This window comes from Yersinia enterocolitica subsp. enterocolitica (assembly GCF_901472495.1).
GTDB classification, from domain to species: domain Bacteria; phylum Pseudomonadota; class Gammaproteobacteria; order Enterobacterales; family Enterobacteriaceae; genus Yersinia; species Yersinia enterocolitica.
Genome location: NZ_LR590469.1, coordinates 2,550,160 through 2,568,212, shown reverse-complemented (window position 1 = coordinate 2,568,212; position 18,053 = coordinate 2,550,160). Strand labels below are relative to the sequence as shown.

The window sequence follows — 18,053 nt, the reverse complement described above, 5'->3', positions numbered from 1 at the left end:
GAGGCTTTCACTTTTCGGAGCCAAGTTGTGACCGTTGGCTTACTTGTTGTTATTTTCCTGAGGCGAAATAGTCACGTATCAATTGCTGCCATTGTTCGCGTGCAACCGGTTTTTGTAGCAGGTAATCCATACCGACTTCACGGGCGCGCTGCGCATCTTCTGTTTTCAGTGAAGCTGATTGACCGATAATCAGCACCTGCTCTGGGCTATCTTGCATCAGTTTTCGCAGGTGACGTACCAGTTCAAAGCCGTCGCTCTCATCAAGCCGACAGTCGGTCACAATAATAGTATGGTGGTGTTGTAACCAGCTCTGATACGCCTGCTGCGTGTTCGCTACCGCATCGACCTGAAACCCCATGCTGCTAAACAGTTCATATTGAACTTCCAGCAGCAGTGGCTCATCCTCTACCACCAACAGACGCCGTGATTCTGTAATGATGGTAGTAGGGAGATGTAACTCAGGGCTGTCACTGCTACTCTCGAGCGGCTGCTCCTCATTACATAAATCGGTGATGGTAAGGTAGAGTGCCGAGGCGTACACCGGGCGCGGGATAATCACCGAATCCCCTTGCTTATGGTGTAGTTGCCAGTGTTTTTGCGCTACATCCAGTTGCAGATCAATCTCCGGCCCACGAGCCGCAGCAGGGAGTGGCTCAGCGGCAGAGTAATAGGGCAACTCGCAGCCATCCAGAATCTGAGTAATTTCACCGCTCAATGAGGACGGTATCTCAGTGGGCATGATGATATGTAGCCCTTCAGGTAGCGGGTTTTCGATAGCATAATGGGCCGCAATTGCGGGTAGGGCAATGGTCACCCGCGAGCCGACCCCCGGCTGACTGACAATGGCCAGATGTCCACCGGTGAGATGCATATTTTTCTTAGCCACAAATAATCCCAGCCCAGTGCCCTTAGGGTGTGGGGTGTCGCTATCTGTACGAGAGAATTTGCCCTGATAAAAAGGTTCTGAAAGCCGTGCCAGTACCTTGCTGGGGATCCCGGTGCCGGTGTCTATCACCTCAATGCTAAACATGTTCTTGCCGTCCACTTGTAGCAATGAGCATTCAATTAATACCATACCGTCATGGGTGTGCTTAATGGCATTGCTGACGATATTGTTCAGCGCCTGAGAGACCAGAGTGCCATCGAACAAGTGGGGTAAAAAAAACTGCTTCGATAGGTAGCGAACCTGAATTGTGGTGCCGTGTGTTTCGGCAAAACTGATAAATAGTTTGACCGTGGTATCGCACAATTCAGCCAGTAACTGTGGTTGTGGATTTTGTGTTACCGAACCGGCATTGATTTTGGCGTTATCCAGTGACAGGTCAAGATTATCCAGTAATTCGCGGGTGACATGAATAACATTAGTGAGTCTTTCGCGCTGGCTGGTTGAGACTATTTTGTCTACCAGCCCTTCGCAGGCGGTCAAAATACCAATCAGTGGCGTACGTAATTCGTGCGCAATAACCGACAGCTCCAGATTGTTTTTTGAACCCAGTCGGATGAATGCCATTTTTAGCTGCCGGTTACGATAAAAAACAAAACACGACAGGCATAATAAGATAGTGACCAGGCTATAGTAGTACCAATTTGGTTGGGTATTATCCGGTTGCGAAAGAGTGTCGCTGAGCATCCATTTTGCCATGAGTTCAGATTGCTGTTTGGCGGAAACGGACGCGATGACTTTATTAATAATATCGATCAAGATTTGGTCTTCGGGTCGTGCACTCATCACTCTGGGAATCTTGACTTTATGAGGATTGGACATTTTTAACTGCCCGGGATGAACCACGTTCATATAATAGAGGGCCGTAGGCGAGAGGACGACGGCAGCTTTTGCTCGCCCGTGTATCACTTCACCAATTGCCTCCTCGGGCGAACGCGATATCTTGTAATTAATATTGGGATATTGCCCAGTAAACCACTCAATCAGCGATAAATAGTCAGTGATGGAAACATAACCCTCTTGCAGATCATCCGGAGTCACGATATGTCGTGTGGCTTTGCGCGTGACGGTGACCGGCCAGGTAGAAAACATCGGAATACTGCTTGCCAGCCCTTTAGCCTGTGCAAAAGCGCTGGATGTGCTGGTGAGTAGCGAGACATGGCCGCTTTGCAGATTCACAAAAGGTCTAATGCTATTGTTACTGAATACCGGCTGAAATTTTATTCCGGTGGCGGCGGAGATAATATCGATATAATCCCGGGTCAGCCCAATATGCTCCCCGGTACTATTAAAATTTTCAATAGGATAAAAATGGGGGGAAATACCATATTTCACCACCGGGTGAGTATTAATATAATGCTGTTCTTGTGGTGAAAAAGTGATGGCGACAGCATAGCCGTTCGTCAATAAAAGCAAAAAAAACAATGATGTCAGGTAGGTTTTATAAAGAAATTTCATGGGCATAATGGAAAAAATCGGTATTTGAAGTCAGCCCCAGTTTTTTGAAAGCGCGAGTTTTAGTGTTGGATACCGTTTTAAAACTGATATTTAGATGCATACTAATCTCTTTCTGTTTCACGCCATTTAGTAACATTCTCAGCACTTCAGTTTGACGCTCTGTTAAAGCATGCTGCGCATTTTTCGTCGTGGATGGAGGCAGAGCTGCCAGCTCAATAGGAAAGAATTTCTTACCTCGGGCGACATACGAAATAGCAAAAAACAGTTCTTGAGTATCGAGACTCTTTTGCACAAACCCCCATGCTCCCGCTTGCCAGGCCAGACGCGCTACCATCAGATTTTTATGGGCGGTATGTACAATGATTTTCAATGCGGGGTACAACTGAAGAAGTCGCTTGATAAGCCCAACCCCATCTTGAGGCTGTGATGTATCTGCCTTTTTTTCATCGTCTGTGAGTGAATAATCCAACAATAATACCTCTATCGCAGGGGTATTTTTGAGTAAGTGGATTAGCTCAGGTGCATTACTGACACAACCTGCGATCTGCAATGAAAAGGCGCTGTAAATCAGCTGACGTTCCGGTTTATTGTGATGATAAGGATACTTTTTTAAGATCTCCATTAGCGCAAGGCGACTGAACGGTTCATCTTCGATCATGGCTATATTTAACGTTTTCGTTTCTATCATAATTCCGACAGTGGCATTGAGGAGTGGTGGGAATAATGATATGCACTTAATTATTGCAAGCGAAACGGAATTGTACGGATTTCTGTTTAAGTGCGGATACTCTATTTATGAAAAAGTTATCATTTTTTCTCCAATGTTCTTACTTTGCTTCTTTCTATTGCGATTAAAACGCCCTGAACTCTCTTCAGAGCGTTATTTTCCATCAAATTCTTTGCTTATGCCGTTTTCAAGTCGGCATTTCTAAGCTTACGGGCTTTGAACCAACATAAACTGTCAATGAGCAAGAATGCTGCCAGGCTGATACCCATCAGTGGCAGGCTAAAGGCTAGCAACAAGGTGGGGAGCAGGCAGAGGGCTTTACCCGTCAGTGATAAGCGACCCAATGAGGACATCAACGAACCTTGCACAGGGAAACGTTGGTGTTTAGGCCGACGACGCCACCACATGCAATAACCCATGATAATGGTGCTGCACAGTCCCAGACCAAAAAATATCAGCACGAGTTGGTTGGCGGCACCAAACAGGATGCCCATATGGGCATCAATGCCCCAGCGGATCAGTTTTGCGACCAGTGGGAATCGATCAAAATTCAGTTGATCCACTAGCTGCATGGTTTTGATATCAAAGGCACGGGCGTCAACCTGAGTTGGCCAACTACGATCGATTTCAGCGACCGTCCATGCATGATTAGCACTGCTGCCAGGCCGAATCTCTACCTTGGCGGCGTCAATACCTGCCAGCCGAGCCTGTTCTAATACGGCATCATAACGCCAAAGTTGATAGGATGGCATCGCCATACCGGGTTCGTGGCCGGCGCAGTGATGGGCGTGTGGGTCATTGGTGCCCGGTATTTTTGAGGTTAATGCGGTGTTCAGTGACGGTGTTTTCCATGCCAGTGTGGTGCGTAATACCGAAATATTATCGCCCGCCCATTTTGACCAGGTCAGGCCCGTCACTGAAATAAATAGAAGCAGAGGCAGTAGCGTCAGGCCAATAACGATATGGCGGTAACGATGGGTCTTTTTCGTTGCAGCGGCTGGCTTTTTTTTACGCCGTTGCACTGCCCACATAATAATACCGCCCAGCGCCGCTACCCACATCCACGACGCCGCCAGTTCACTGTAATTTCTGCCCAGATCGCCAAACAATGCGCCACTGTGTAATTTGTCCAGCCAGGTACGCAAAGGTAAGGAGCCGCTGGAGCCATATACTGCCATATCCCCCAAGATATTTAGGGTGACGGGATCGATAAATATTGCGCGGCTCTCACCCTTATTCAGCCCAGTAGCGCTAAACATCACGCGAGTACTTTCGCCGCTGGCAGGGGCGGGGCGAACTGCGATGATTTGTGCGTTTTCACCCACGGCACTTTGTGCGGCAGCTATTTGCTGCATCAAGGGATGCGTTTTTCCTTCACCGGTAGAATAAAGCTGTTCGGCATACAGGTTTTTTTCGATGTTGGGAGCAATGACATACCAGGTGCCACTTAATGCAGCAAAAAAGATAAATGGCGCAATAAAAAGGCCAATATAAAAGTGTAAACGTGCGACCAGAGCCAGCCATGCGGCGCGACTTGAGGTGGGAATTGAACTCATAAAGTTTCCGATAGCGTTAATAATGTTAATAACCCGTCTTTTTATTTAATCGTATACCCTAAATAATTCGAGTTGCAGGAAGGCGGCAAACGAGAGAGTCCATTTGTAAGTGATTCGGGTGAGTGAGCGTAGCCAACGCACATGCAGCTTGAAGTATGACGAGTATAAACGGGTGAGGCAGGGTTTCCCCTGCCTCTTGTTATCATGCGGTATTAATTTTACTTAATTAGCACGCGCCTTTATCTTCCCAAACTTTACCCCAACCAGAGCCATTACCAGTGGTATCTGTTACCGCAGCATCGCCAGGTACGGAAGCTTTATCAGCCCACCATTTGCTCATATAGATACGGCCGTTATGAGTGACGGTATCTTTGGCTTGGTAGCTGGATTTATTGCTCCAGGCCGGTGCAGTACATTGCTTATTAGCACCGTCGACTTCAGGTTTAACTTCAGGTTTAACTTCTGGCTTGACGGTTTCACCCTTAACCATAAAGTCGATACTCTGTTGCTGAGTTTTACCCTGTGCATCGGTACCGAGAATCACCAGCGTATGTTTACCCGCTTTCAGGCCAGTCATGGCAATGGAAACATGCTGCGAAGCATCTTCCAACGTCATATCTTTGTAACCTTTAACCGAATTATCAGCGGCGAAGACTTTAGCTTCCAAATCCATGCTGCCCATCGTTTTCACATCGAAATGAATAGCCAGTGCGCCGTCAGCCATTTGATATTCTTTTTTCATGCCATTGGCAGAGAAGCTTGCATCCGTTGCTGAAACTTCACCCGCCGGTGATTTTTCAATCTGCACTTCGGCACGTAGGATATTGCTGTTGGCGTTAATGAAGATAGCGTTAGCGCCGTGTGTTGCTGTGACTGTGCCTTTGGAATCTTTCTTACCGGCACGGATATCTTGGTGTGTATTATTTAATTTGCTGGCCAGTGCGTGGGACCAGTTGTTTTTCTTGCCTTCTTTCGCATCAGCAATAGTAATTTCTACCACCAGATCACTACGCTCACCCTGCTGGTCGAACATGCGCAGTTTCACGGTGTCACCGGCATTTAAATCGTCATGTGGTTCAATGTTACCAATAGATTTGGTCCATTCAGAAACCACCACTTCGCCGGTCGCGCCGTCAAACTCGGCATCGATCATGTTATAGAAAGTTCCTGGAGTATCAGATACGTCCCATGCGCCGTAGATAACCTGATAACCAGTACGCTCAGGAATATTACAAGTGTGGGTGGTTGAACCTGTCGTCGAAGCCGGGCCACCTGGAATTACACAGAATGGCGTCAGATCTAATGAATCGCGAGTCAGAGGTTGGTTAGGATTCCAATCCTGTTTGGTCATGTAATATTTAAAGTCAGCAATCGGGTGAGCGGCGGTAAATTTCCACTTAAATTCTTGTGGGCCGGCTTTCATTTTAACTTTTGTCCAGCGCTCAGCGGTTTGTTGGTTCAGGTTGACACTCACCCAGTTATCGCCACTCGCCAGTTTGCCATCAACAGGACCTTGTTGCGGGAAGCCATCAGCAGTTTCACCAGAGCTTTGCGGTTCATATTGTACGCCGCCACAATCTTTATTAAGGCTACCACCCTGAGCGTTACACAGGAAGTTACGTGATGGTGGGTTTTCGATGTAGCCATGTGCCATTGCGGTACCGCTAATCGACATAACGACCATAGCTAACATAATTTTATTCAATTTCATGTTTTATTCCTTTCCTATTATATAAATAACTTCCATTGAACGATTTCATCGGAGTCATGTTTTTCGTATTGAAGGCAATTCATTTTGCTAACAGACACTTTGTTACCAAATAATATTGCCGGCAGACAAAACATAGATTAATTAAATGGGATGTTGAAACTCTTTGTCATTATAAATATTAAAGGCTAGTAATTGATTTTTTTTGGAATGAGTTTTAATCTATTTTTCCATATAAATCATGGTGGTGGTGATATATCAATACAATGTGGTCAGATCTTTTCGCTTATCTTACTAATATGGAACTAACGCATTCCAAAATTAGAATGAGGTTATTCCTGAGTAATAAGGAAGTAATGGTGTTCTGGACTTATCGTCTGATTTAAAATTATTAATTCCTTATTGCTGACGAGTTAAAAAATGTTATTCGCTATACGTAAAATATCTTGGTTCTTACCTTTAGTATTATTGACCGGTTGCCAACAGCCGCTTAATAAGCCGGTACAACCGACAGCCCAGCAGCAGATCAAACAATTGTCCGCATTAGTTGCTGGGGCGCATTATCTACAGAAAGATTGCCAGATAAAGGATGTTCCTGATGAGGCGGTGTTGGTAAAAACGGCACTAAAACTGGCGACGGCTCGTCACTGGGATACCCGTGCTCCGGCATATAAATTACTTGGCGAACATAGCCGAGAACGTTATCTGGCGCTGGTGAAAGAAAACAGTGGTGAAAAGTCGTTGTGTAACGAGCTTAATTTATTGATGGTTGATTTTGTGGATGAGGCGCAGCGCAACCTAAACATAGCTATGCCGCGCTAGCGCCTCAGAGTATTGTGAAATTTATTGGATGTACTGTTGTAGAAATAAAAGCCAGCCACTGAATGCGAGAAACGGCCCGAAGGGGAGCGCGGTGTTCAGTGGCCGCTTCCTAAGCAAGCGAAAAATCAGTGCGAAAGCGATACCGGTTAGTGAAGCAGTTAGCAGTAAAGAAGGCAGCGCCATCCATCCCAACCATGCTCCTAATGCAGCCAATAATTTAAAATCTCCATAACCGAGAACTTCCCGCCGGGTAACCCACCAAAATGCCCAGTAAAGACTCCATAAAATCAAATATCCACTCACTGCGCCAATGACGGCGTCACTTAAAGGCAATATATCGTCAAACAGATGGAATAATAATCCGGCCCACAGCAGCGGTAATGTCAGGTTATCTGGTAGTAGTAAATGATCGATATCGATCATGGTAAGCGCTATCAACGTCCAACTGAGTAACAGCGCAGCCAGCAATGGGCTGCCAAATGGAATGGTGGTGGCAATCAATAATGTCACCAACATGGTCATCACTTCGACCAGCGGGTAGCGCACTGGAATTGCAATCTGACAGTAACGGCATTGCCCCTGTAACCAAATCCAACTGAACAGTGGAATATTATCTCGCCATTTCAGTTGGGTTTGGCACTTTGGGCAATGGGAGTGAGGTAGGCAGAGGTTGAAGTCATCTTGCTGCGCACCGGTTAACATCAGTGGCAGGCGATAGATGACCACATTGAGAAAACTGCCGACACACAGACCCAGTAAGGCCAGACTGCTCCACCAAAGCGGAGCGATTGTTTGGATAGCATACAATGTATCCATCATAATGTGGTGGTCTCGGCGCGTTGCAATACCAACGTGGTGATATGAACCCGGCTGAGATTGTCGACATCAGCAACCAATTTTAATTGACTGGCCTGTAAACCATATTGCGCCTCCAATTGTTCCAGCCAGCTCAATAATTGGGAGAAAGGAAGAGTCAGAGGAGCCACCACAGCTCGGTTCGCATTAGCTTCCAGCAAAGTTATAGTCATATTTTTCTGATGTGCACTTTCATGCAGCGCCCGATCAGCTGACAGTGCGTATTGCGGTGGTCGTTGCGCCTGCAAACGGCTGATTCGCTCTTGTTGTTGCAGTAACGCGGCGAAATCCCGCTGGGCGCTGTGTAGGTTTTGTGTGCTTTGATGCTGATAATTTTCGAGCGGGGCAACAATGCCCTGGCTCACTATCAGCCCAAGCAATACCAAGCCGCCGAGGGAAAAAATCAATTGCTCACGTTTGCTGTAGTTCTGCCAGCGTTGCTTAATCTTTGTCATTATTGTTAGCTCCTTTGACGGTTAGCAGCGTGTGCTGCTGATCCATTGGATGGGTAGTTATGTTGAGTTTGTTTGCGTTTTGACGCGGGATACGTGCCAATAGTTCTGGTTCAGCGAGATTAAATGTTAATGCCAGCGTTTCACTCTGCCATTCCATCGCTTGCGTTTTTACCCCCGTCAACGATTGCAAGATGGGCATTGCTGCTCTCAGTTGACTCAACAGGCCGGGGGGCGTGATGTCTTTTTCCAATTGATGAATTTGCTGGGCTATCCCTTGAATCCACTGTTTAGGGGGCGTGGCCCTAGGGAAATTTTTTAGATATAACTGCTGTGTTTTTTGTTGTATTTGCTCGGCGTGTTGCTGGGCGTAGTAGCCACTTAAAGTCGGTTCAGTGACAAAGGTCAGCAGATAAACTGCCGCTAAAGCGACCAGTAATTTATTTCCTCGTACTTTGGCCGTGCGGGGCGGGGTGAAATCGCCATGCAGCAGATTGATACTATTTTTCTGCGCCCCTTGAGCCAACAGCGGCCAGATGGGTTGAACGTTTTTTTGCAGCCATGTGGGTTCATTTTCTGGACGCTGGCTGTAGCTTAAAATAGCCGGTAGGGTGGGATAACGGCCGAGAATAAACCCCAGTTCTTCATCATCAGCACTGAACCCTTGATCAACCGATTGGCGCATTAGCCAGACGTCATTAAAGCGAGCAGCAGTCCAGCCCGCGGTTGGTACAGGCAGAGCCAACACATCAGGTAACGCCCTTGAGGCACTCAACCCTGCACTGCGTAACCAGCCCAGCCACTGTTCCAGCTGATTTTTATCTATTGCCGCGACAGAGAACTGTGTACCTTGGCGTTTCAGCACCGTGAGATGCAATTGTTCCACATCGCCCGGGCAAAATGACTCCAGTTGCCAGGCCAGTACCGCCAGGTTTTGATGGCGATATTTGCCGCTGAATGTGACGGTTTTTAATAGCACATTTTTAGTCGGAATCAATAATGTAATCTGGCTGGTAGTCGCCAGAGGTAGCAGTTCATGCAATACGGTTTCATCCACCAACTCACCTTGCTGTGTATCCCCATGGCTGGGCTGGTGATACCAATGAACTGGCTGTCCCGCACTTTCAGCAAGAGATATAAATAATTCGTCGGAAGATGTTTTATTTTTCTTTAATAACATAGATTTCATTTCAATCACTCAGACCGTATTGACGGGAAAGAACCTTAATAACCTTTCCATCTCGCTGGAATAGGCTGCGCATGCTATTGTTTTGCTGATTTTCATCCAGCCATAGCAACAACTCAAAGTAGTTGCTGGTCAGCGTAATGGCGGTTTTTGCCTTGGCAAACGAGGTATTGTTGCCGGCAATAAAGGGTTTGATATCGTTGATGTTGTTCCAACCGTTGGCGGGGCGGCTGTCAATCAGCTGTTGTGCCTCCTCTACCGACATTTCCCCCAGAAAAAGTGCTGCCAGAAGCGGTGCTTGCGCGGCAGTTAACGTATTAATATTGATACGTAAATTTTGATTGGGTAGTGTACAAATTAGCGGTTTCAAGCGCAGGAATAGCGCCTGACTGACACCGGGTAGCACTCTGAACTCGCTGATATTGAGCATCGGGCGGTTAGCCGGAATAAGTACCGGGCGGCTTGTCTGATACAGCGTAGCCTCGCTTCCAGCCGTGATACGGGATATGTCGTCCTTATCTAACCAGTCAGCCAGCGCAAAAGTAATTTTTTGTGCTTCAGCTGCATGTAAACCCTGTGCCAGCAACAGATGTTGAAAGACCAGTTGGGAATAAGGAGCCAATGGTTCTTCCGTTTCCTTCTTCTTCTCTTTTTCTTTTTTCTTTTCTTCTGTTTCTGGCTCGGGTTCTGTTTTCTTGCCAGTGACACCGCCCTGGCCGATGCCATTGAGATTAAAACAGGTTTGACGATCCCGCAGACTGAAACTGACCTGATTTCCATCCAGCGAGATTTGTTGCGCGGTGCGTGCCCAAGGTTGGCCCAGGTGAATTTTATCTATTGGCAAAGGCGATAATTGCTGGTGCTGAACTAATGATTCCATGCTGAGCAACAGCCATTTGCTCTGTTGATAAAATTGGGTGCTGGTAGCCCGATTAAACGCTCGTAGCCAGTGGTCATTCATATTGACGGCTGTAATGGTCATCATGGCAGTTATCATCAATACCACCAGCAGGGCCATTCCACGCTGGTTATTATTTTTCATGGTTCACCGTCAGGAAGAAAACTCGCTGTAAATTACCGAAGTCACTGGTTTCCAGCGTAACTTCAATCCCTTCAGGCAAGGTTCGGCTACTATTCCAGCTATCCATCCACCGGCCTTGTGACCAAAAACGCAATTTGAAAGCATTAATATTGTCCAGTGTGACACTCAGTTTAGGACGCGCTTGCTGGCTATCGGGCTGGTGATGACTCAACCGCTCGAGTTTTCCCTGCTGAATATGCCAGGTCACTTTCTCCAGGCTGGATCGCGGAAGTAAGGCCGCTGGATTGCGCCAGTTATCATGAATTAGCGTCAGGTTATGGTTTTTGCCGGATCGCGACAGATGGAAATCATTAGCGGCAGATAATGACGAGGCTGCCATTGGCCGAATGCGGGCATGGGAAATATCACGCTCCATCAAGGTAAAAGTACGTTGAATATCAGTCAGCCTGGTGGCGTGTTGACGCGTCAATTCACTGTTACGTAGCACCGCTTGCAGCAATTGATAACCCGCCATGCTAAGGATAGAAAACAGGGCGATAGCCAGCATCATTTCTATCAGGGTGAACCCTTGTTGTTTAACCTGATTCATAATTTCACTTGATAACTGCGTAGCTCGGCTAACGACGCGGTATAGCGCTCGTCTTGACTGACTTCAATTTCCAGTGCGCGCACTTTGGCATCCGATGTCGCCACGCCACGCCAACGCCAATGCCAGGTGATGTCAGCCATGGTGCTTTTGCCCTCATGCCAACGCTCTGCTGGCCAGACATTTTGCAAACGTAACCTGACCAGTTGGTTTTCAGCGACCCAAGCGGCAAATTGTCTCTTTTCAAGATGACTTAGATTCCTGACTTGTTCACCGGTACTTTTGATGACGGCCAAACCTGCCACCGCCAGCACCGCCAGGGCGACTAACACTTCCAATAACGTCATGCCACGACAATTCATCAGGATTAATTCCCTTGCGGTTCTGTCATCGGGCGTGATGCCTCGGTATCAGGCAGCACACCTCGGTCAGTGATACGACGAGTCTGACCATCTCCGCTTAACGTTAGCTCGAAGAGCGAACTCTCTCCGCCGGGGTAAAAGACAACTTTTGGTTCATTGATCAGACCGTCATCCTGCATGCCGCTTAGTGGGATCGGTTGATCCTGTAGGGTCAGCTCAAGGAGTAGGCCATTAGGTAGCTGGCGTTGTTGTTTTAATTTGCCATCATTGATCGGGTGCCAGTAATGATGTGGCCACAGGTAACTTTCCCCTTTGTTATGGGGTTGGTTATTGAGTGTCATCAACTGCCACTTATCATTGGAAACAGAGAGTCCATACACTTTGCCATCCAGTTCAGCTTGATGTGCCGCCCATTGCAGCGCCACGGCTAACCGGTTGCTTTCCTGATTTATCTCACCAGATGAGGACAAAGTGCCCAGTGCCAGCTTGGCCATGCAGCCCAATAACACTAGTACCAGCATAATTTCCATTAAGGTAAAGCCACGGCTGGCACGATTAGCCTTTATCGACTGCATTACGGGGTCTCCTCACCGTTAGCACCGATGTCCCAATTGTTAATGTCATCTTCAGTCTGTGGTTGCCCGTCGAGGCCAAAGGAATAGATATCAACAGCACCATGCTCCCCAGGGCTGGTTAGCTGGTAAGGATTGCCCCATGGATCCGCTGGTAGGCGGCGAATATAGCCTTCGACACGGTAGCTTCTCGGGACTGGTGCCAGAGTTGGTTTAGTTACCAATGCGCTCAGACCCTGAGCAGTAGTGGGGTAGCGGTTATTATCCAACTTGTACATATCTAAGGCGTTTTCCAGCGTAACCAAATCGCTGACCGCTTTTTGGTTATCAGCCCGGTCTTTGTTGCCCATCAGGCTGGGAATGGTGAGGCTGGCAAGCACGCCAAGAATGACAATGACCACCATGATTTCCAGTAAGGTAAAGCCACTTTGAGGGTGTTTGCGTGCTAATAAAGTAGGTTGAGTTTTCATTAGTCAGTATTCCTTAAGTCGATAATTCGGGTTATCCCATCATGCTGTTGAGCTGCAAGATGGGTTGTAAAATAGCGAGAATAATAAACAGCACTACGGTGGCCATGCTGACCACCAGTAACGGCTCAAACAGCGCCAGCGCGATGGTCATCCGGCTGACAAAGGCGTTTTCCTGAATGTCGGCGGCCCGTTCAAGCATGCTGTCCAACTCGCCGCTGTTTTCTCCAGAAGTGATCATGTGGCGCATCATTGGCGACAATAGACCAGTGTGTTCCAGTGCTGATGCCAGACGGCTTCCCTCACGGACTTTTTCGCTGGCTTCAACCAATTGTTGGCGTGCATAGTTGTTTGCCAGTACTGACGCGCTGATATGCATGGCTTCCAATAGCGGTACCGCACTGGCGTTGAGAATGCTAAGTGTGCGGGCATAACGGGCGAGATTGAGATCCAGCACAACCCGGCCAATCGATGGCAGATGCAGCATTTTTTTATGCCACCACATCAGGTTGTCAGCGGGTTTTAACCATTGTCGAACACCCAATGCAGTCAGCAGGAACGCCAATAATGCCCACAGGCCAAAATCGCGTAACGCATCACTGAGTGAAATAAGAGCGCGGGTAGACAGTGGCAAAGCCTGTTGCATATGGATAAATTGCTCGATCACTTTAGGTACGACTGCGGTGAGTAGAATTGCAACTACCGCAATAGCCACCACCGTCAGCACCAGCGGGTAGATCATTGCCTGCAGCATTTTGCTTTTTAGCTTTTGGCTCTGTTCGGCATTATCTGCCAGTCGCAACAGCACATTATCAAGATGACCGGATGCTTCACCGGCGGCGACCATGGTGCGAAACAGTAAGGTGAATGTTTTAGGGAAGCTGGCGAGTGCGTCAGCCAGTGGCTGGCCCTCCAATATTTTATTGCGCACTTGCTCCAGTAATGCACGATGGCGCGGCTTTTCACTTTGTTGCGCCAGTGCCAGTAATGCCTCTTCCAATGGTAATGCGGCGGCAACCAGTGTCGACAATTGGCGCGTCAGCAACACTAAATCGTTGCCACGTATATTGTCCTGAGAGCGCCCGAGGGAGAGTGAAAACCCACGCGGCGCATCATTTTCAGGCGTCAGGCTGATAGGTGTCAGTTGTTGCCCAAGCAATTGCGCCCGCGCTGCACGGGGGGATTCGGCACTCAGTGTACCGCGGCATTTTTTGCCTTTATCTGTGACGGCCAAATAACGGTACTGGATCATGGTTCACTGGCTCTGGTGACACGTAAAACTTCTTCAAGGCTGGTTATCCCTGCGAGAACTTTTTCGAATCCGTCATGGCGAATGCTCCGGGTTTGTTGGTAAAGTTTTTTTTCCAATTCGACTTCGCTGCATCCCTGAGAAATAGCTTCGCGTAATGAATCCGTAACTTGCATCAGTTCGTGTATACCGGTGCGGCCACGATAGCCGGTGAAATTACACTGTTCGCAGCTGCCAGGATGGTAAAGGTTGTGTATCCCGTTATCTGGAGGGGTAAAGCCAAAGCGTTGCAGCACGTCGGCGCTGACTTGCTCCTGCTTTTTACAGTGCTGGCACAGCGTTCGTACCAGCCGCTGTGCCAGCACGGCAATCAGGGAACTGCCGAGTAAAAACGGCTCCACGCCCATATCACGCAAACGCCCAACGGCACCGCTGGCGCTATTGGTGTGCAGGGTAGAGAGCACCAGATGCCCTGTTAGCGAAGCCTGTACTGCAATTTGTGCCGTTTCGGTATCACGTATTTCACCTATCATCACCACATCAGGATCCTGGCGCAGGATCGCGCGCAGGCCTCGGGCGAATGTCATGTCCACTTTGGTATTGACCTGCGTTTGGCCAATGTCATCCAGATCGTATTCGATAGGATCTTCGACGGTCATAATGTTGAGCGACTGGCTGTTGATTTGCTGGAGTGCGGCATACAGCGTGGTACTTTTGCCTGATCCCGTGGGGCCAGTGACTAAAATAATCCCGTGGGGTTGCTTTAAGATCTGGCCGAACAGTTCCTGTTTATCGGCGGCCATGCCTGAATGAGACAGGTCGAGTTGCATATTGTTTTTATCCAGCAAACGCATAACCACGCGTTCGCCGTGGTTGGACGGCAGGGTAGACACACGAATATCAATCGCCCGACCAGCAATACGTAGAGAAATACGCCCATCCTGAGGCAAGCGTTTTTCGGCAATATCCAACTTAGCCATCACCTTAATTCGAGAAACCAGCAATGCGGCCAATTGCCGTGGCGGTGAGAGAATTTGACGTAATTCACCATCAATACGAAAACGGATGGCTAATTGGCGCTCAAAAGGTTCGACGTGAATATCGGATGCGCCTTCTTTGATAGCTTCACCCAATATGGCGTTGATCAGGCGAATAATCGGTGCGCCGTCATCGCTGTCCAGCAGGTCGTCACTTTGTGGCAGTGCATCGGCCAATTGACAAAAATCGATTTCGTTACCCAGATTCTCCATCATTTGGCGTGCTTGGTCCGAGTCTTGCTGGTAATGCTCAACCATGCTGGACTCGAATACTTCATCACTGACAAATTGCAACTGACCCAACGGCAGCATACGTCTGGCTTCCAGCAAAGCTTCCGGGCTGGCAGACTGTCGAAATAACAGTTGTTCACCGTACACAGGGTGTTGCTGATACAGCACCCCATATTGTTGTACCCAGGCAAAAGGCAACTGTGGCTGTAGTGTGACTGCCTGGTTCATCGTGCCTCCTGAGTATAAAAGGCGCTGATATCGTTTTGCAGTGTGCTCAGGGAGTAGCCATTCGACAGTGTTTTGTTCAGATTTTCATTGATTCGTTGCCCGTTAGTGGTGCGATCAATATCTTGTTCTTGTTGAAATTTATCGAGTTTTTTCTTACTGGCATCAACATAGTCGCCTTGTTCGCGAATAATTGTCGGACGGATAAACAGCATCAGGTTACGCTTCACCATTTTCTGCGATGTTGAACGGAACAGAAAACCAATACCCGGAATATCACCCAGCAGGGGAACTTTACTGGTGACATCATGGCTGGTGCTATCCAGTAAACCGCCAACCACCACAATATTATTGCTGCCAACCATCACCGCATTTTTAACCATACGAGTGTTGAAGGTCGCTCCCAGATCGCCCGTTCCACCTGGTGCTTTCTCGGCCACGCTGGAAACTTCCTGTTCAATTTCAAGCAACACGGAGTCACCTTTATTGATTTGCGGTTTGACTTTCAGCTTAATACCGACACTTTTACGATCGACCGTGCGGAAAATATTATCCCCAGTAGTGGTTTGTGAACCGCTCAACACCGGTACTTCCTGACCGACACTGAATTCCGCTTCCATATTGTCGAGAGTCACAATACTAGGGGTGGCCAAAATGTCGTTCTGGCTATTGGTACGTAGCGCAGTAAACAGGCCGCTCCAGTTGCCACGGTAAAAACCAGTGGCCAGGCCGGTGATGCCTTTAAGTGAACTGCCCATGTCATTAGAGGTGATAGAACTGGCGGATGCGCCGTTTTCTGGGAAATTGCTGCCACCACCATTGCGATTAAACCATTGCACTCCCAGATTTAGGGCATCACTGTCCTGAACTTCGACGATGATGGCCTCGACCAAGACTTGTGCCCGGCGAATATCCAATTGATTAATCACTTGTTCAAGATCACGCAGTAAGTCAGGTGCGGCATTGATAATCAGGGAGTTGGTTTGTGCATCTGCTTTAATAACCACGTTTTTCATCATGGCAACGGCGGGGGTAGCTTGGCCTTTACCGCCCTGCTGGTTGGTACTAACACCATTAAGGACGTCTAACAGGCTTTCTGCCTTAGCAAACTTTAGATAAATAACTTTGGTATTACCGTGGATATCACCTTGTTTATCCAACTCTTGCACGGTATCAATCATGCGCTGACGAACTTGTTCTTCGCCGCCGATCAATACTGAGTTGGTACGTTCGTCGGCCACAATGGTGGCGGACATTCTGCCATTGGCATTTTTTCCGCTGCTTTTATGCAGTGATTCAGCAATACGAGCCACCTCGGATGCCGAGGCAAACTGTAATTTGATGGTTTCTACAGTCTGGTCGCCGGCCTTATCCACGTTTTTAATAATGGCGACCAACTGATTGACCACTGCCGCTCGCCCGGTTAACAGCAAGACATTTGAAGGATCATAGTGAACGACAGTACCGAAAGCGGCATCATTCAACTGGCGTAGTAGGGGAGCCAGCTCTTTGGCTGCCACGTTATGTAACGAAACAACGCGCATGACGACTTCGTCGCCTTCTGCCGGATTTTCGCCTTCAATTAAAGGGATGGCAGAACCTTTGGTATTTTTGGCAGGAATAATTTTGATCACATCACCGGGCATATTAACCACGGTAAAGCCATAAACCTCCAGGACACTCAGGAAGAATGGGTAATAACGGTCAGGTTCCAGCTCTTGATAGCTGCGTACGCTGATGTTGCCTTTTACTGCCGGATCAATAATGGCGGTTTTATTCAAATTCTTACTGACGGTATTGATAAATTCATTAATATCAGTGTTCTTGAAGTTAACAGAAAACGTTTCAGCATTGGCTCGTGGCAGATGTAACGCCGTTACCAGCAATAGTATAATGACGGCAAAGGATAAAACCCGCTGACTTAATATGCGGGGATATTGATAATAATTGAATGTTATATCGCGATTAAATATCATTTTTTCATCTTTAATCTAATAATGAGGTAAATTCTGCCGTCAGTTAATGTTATTTCAACTACTTAACTTTAATCTAACAACAGGGATTCGTAATATCCTTGGTGATTAATGATGACGCGATCGTCAAATATTTTTATCACCACAGCATTATTTTCTGGCATTTTTTCACCCTGACTATATGAGCTCTGATACTTGTTTTGCTCAATAATGGTAATGCTCTTTTCATGTATGCTACTGCTCAGTATCCCTACCACACGAGCGGCCAGATTACTGGGTGGAGCATGAAATAATAACGGGTCATCTGCTGCTAAATAACCCACTCGATAGGGGTTGTCTGAAGCATCAGCCGTTTCCGCTGAAAATAAACTTAGCTTTTTGAGTTCCGCAATCTGATTTCCTTTAATGCTATCTTTATGTGTTTCTAGTACGTGTGTTTCTGAATTATCAACAGTTGTGGATAACAAAAGTGGTATCGGATGATGCTCAATACGCAGTAAAATCAAAATGACCAGCAGTAACGCCACAACAATATTTCTTGTCGTAGTATTGAAATATTTTGCCTGACCAGATGAGTGTAAATAATCTCGGATAATCAAATT

At 47.5% G+C, this 18,053-nt stretch carries 17 protein-coding genes; 1 reads left to right on the top strand and 16 read right to left on the bottom strand.

The window, feature by feature from the left end:
* Positions 1-49: 49 nt before the first annotated feature.
* The 4 genes from FGL26_RS12265 to gbpA form a co-directional block, all read right to left on the bottom strand.
* Positions 50-2,401 (bottom strand): ATP-binding protein, encoded by a 2,352-nt coding sequence (locus FGL26_RS12265; RefSeq protein WP_170219576.1) that lies wholly within the window; start codon positions 2,399-2,401, stop codon positions 50-52.
* Positions 2,385-3,089, bottom strand: a complete 705-nt coding sequence (locus tag FGL26_RS12260; RefSeq protein ID WP_005173866.1) for a response regulator transcription factor — start codon at positions 3,087-3,089, stop codon at positions 2,385-2,387. The genes FGL26_RS12265 and FGL26_RS12260 overlap by 17 nt, the downstream gene beginning before the upstream one ends.
* A 215-nt stretch (positions 3,090-3,304) precedes the next feature.
* On the bottom strand, positions 3,305-4,684 hold the full coding sequence (locus FGL26_RS12255; RefSeq protein ID WP_005173864.1) for a PepSY-associated TM helix domain-containing protein: 1,380 nt from the start codon (positions 4,682-4,684) through the stop codon (positions 3,305-3,307).
* A 226-nt stretch (positions 4,685-4,910) separates the two neighbouring features.
* Positions 4,911-6,395 (bottom strand): N-acetylglucosamine-binding protein GbpA, encoded by a 1,485-nt coding sequence (gene gbpA / locus FGL26_RS12250; RefSeq protein WP_005173861.1) that lies wholly within the window; start codon positions 6,393-6,395, stop codon positions 4,911-4,913.
* A 417-nt stretch (positions 6,396-6,812) separates the two neighbouring features.
* On the opposite strand from gbpA, the gene gspS reads away from it, so the two are divergent.
* On the top strand, positions 6,813-7,214 hold the full coding sequence (gspS, locus tag FGL26_RS12245; protein ID WP_005173858.1) for a type II secretion system pilot lipoprotein GspS: 402 nt from the start codon (positions 6,813-6,815) through the stop codon (positions 7,212-7,214).
* A 21-nt stretch (positions 7,215-7,235) separates the two neighbouring features.
* Here gspS and FGL26_RS12240 read toward each other — a convergent pair whose 3' ends face one another.
* The 12 genes from FGL26_RS12240 to FGL26_RS12185 all read right to left on the bottom strand — a co-directional run bounded on the left by FGL26_RS12240 (position 7,236) and on the right by FGL26_RS12185 (position 17,978).
* Positions 7,236-8,030, bottom strand: a complete 795-nt coding sequence (locus FGL26_RS12240; RefSeq protein WP_032903074.1) for a prepilin peptidase — start codon at positions 8,028-8,030, stop codon at positions 7,236-7,238.
* Positions 8,030-8,524 carry a type II secretion system protein M gene (locus tag FGL26_RS12235; protein WP_005173852.1) on the bottom strand — a complete coding sequence of 165 codons (495 nt, stop codon included), beginning with the start codon at positions 8,522-8,524 and terminating at the stop codon, positions 8,030-8,032. Before FGL26_RS12235 ends, FGL26_RS12240 begins: the two co-directional genes overlap by 1 nt.
* Positions 8,511-9,710: a type II secretion system protein GspL gene (gene gspL, locus FGL26_RS12230; protein ID WP_032903061.1), complete on the bottom strand. Its 1,200-nt coding sequence runs from the start codon at positions 9,708-9,710 to the stop codon at positions 8,511-8,513. Before gspL ends, FGL26_RS12235 begins: the two co-directional genes overlap by 14 nt.
* A gap of 1 nt (position 9,711) precedes the next feature.
* Positions 9,712-10,749, bottom strand: a complete 1,038-nt coding sequence (gene gspK / locus FGL26_RS12225) for a type II secretion system minor pseudopilin GspK (protein WP_005173846.1) — start codon at positions 10,747-10,749, stop codon at positions 9,712-9,714.
* On the bottom strand, positions 10,739-11,338 hold the full coding sequence (gene gspJ, locus FGL26_RS12220) for a type II secretion system minor pseudopilin GspJ (RefSeq protein ID WP_005173843.1): 600 nt from the start codon (positions 11,336-11,338) through the stop codon (positions 10,739-10,741). The genes gspK and gspJ overlap by 11 nt, the downstream gene beginning before the upstream one ends.
* Positions 11,335-11,697, bottom strand: coding sequence for a type II secretion system minor pseudopilin GspI (gspI, locus tag FGL26_RS12215; RefSeq protein WP_005173839.1), 363 nt, complete (start codon positions 11,695-11,697; stop codon positions 11,335-11,337). Before gspI ends, gspJ begins: the two co-directional genes overlap by 4 nt.
* Before the next feature lie 5 nt (positions 11,698-11,702).
* Positions 11,703-12,272, bottom strand: a complete 570-nt coding sequence (gene gspH, locus FGL26_RS12210) for a type II secretion system minor pseudopilin GspH (RefSeq protein WP_005173835.1) — start codon at positions 12,270-12,272, stop codon at positions 11,703-11,705.
* Positions 12,272-12,739: a type II secretion system major pseudopilin GspG gene (gene gspG / locus FGL26_RS12205; RefSeq protein WP_005173832.1), complete on the bottom strand. Its 468-nt coding sequence runs from the start codon at positions 12,737-12,739 to the stop codon at positions 12,272-12,274. The genes gspH and gspG overlap by 1 nt, the downstream gene beginning before the upstream one ends.
* Positions 12,740-12,770: 31 nt before the next feature.
* Positions 12,771-13,988: a type II secretion system inner membrane protein GspF gene (gene gspF, locus FGL26_RS12200; protein ID WP_005173824.1), complete on the bottom strand. Its 1,218-nt coding sequence runs from the start codon at positions 13,986-13,988 to the stop codon at positions 12,771-12,773.
* Entirely contained in the window at positions 13,985-15,481 is a 1,497-nt protein-coding gene (gene gspE, locus FGL26_RS12195; protein WP_005173823.1) for a type II secretion system ATPase GspE, read from the bottom strand. Before gspE ends, gspF begins: the two co-directional genes overlap by 4 nt.
* Positions 15,478-17,454, bottom strand: a complete 1,977-nt coding sequence (gspD, locus tag FGL26_RS12190; protein WP_005173822.1) for a type II secretion system secretin GspD — start codon at positions 17,452-17,454, stop codon at positions 15,478-15,480. Before gspD ends, gspE begins: the two co-directional genes overlap by 4 nt.
* A 68-nt stretch (positions 17,455-17,522) precedes the next feature.
* Positions 17,523-17,978: a type II secretion system protein N gene (locus tag FGL26_RS12185; protein WP_227746656.1), complete on the bottom strand. Its 456-nt coding sequence runs from the start codon at positions 17,976-17,978 to the stop codon at positions 17,523-17,525.
* Positions 17,979-18,053: the final 75 nt, after the last annotated feature.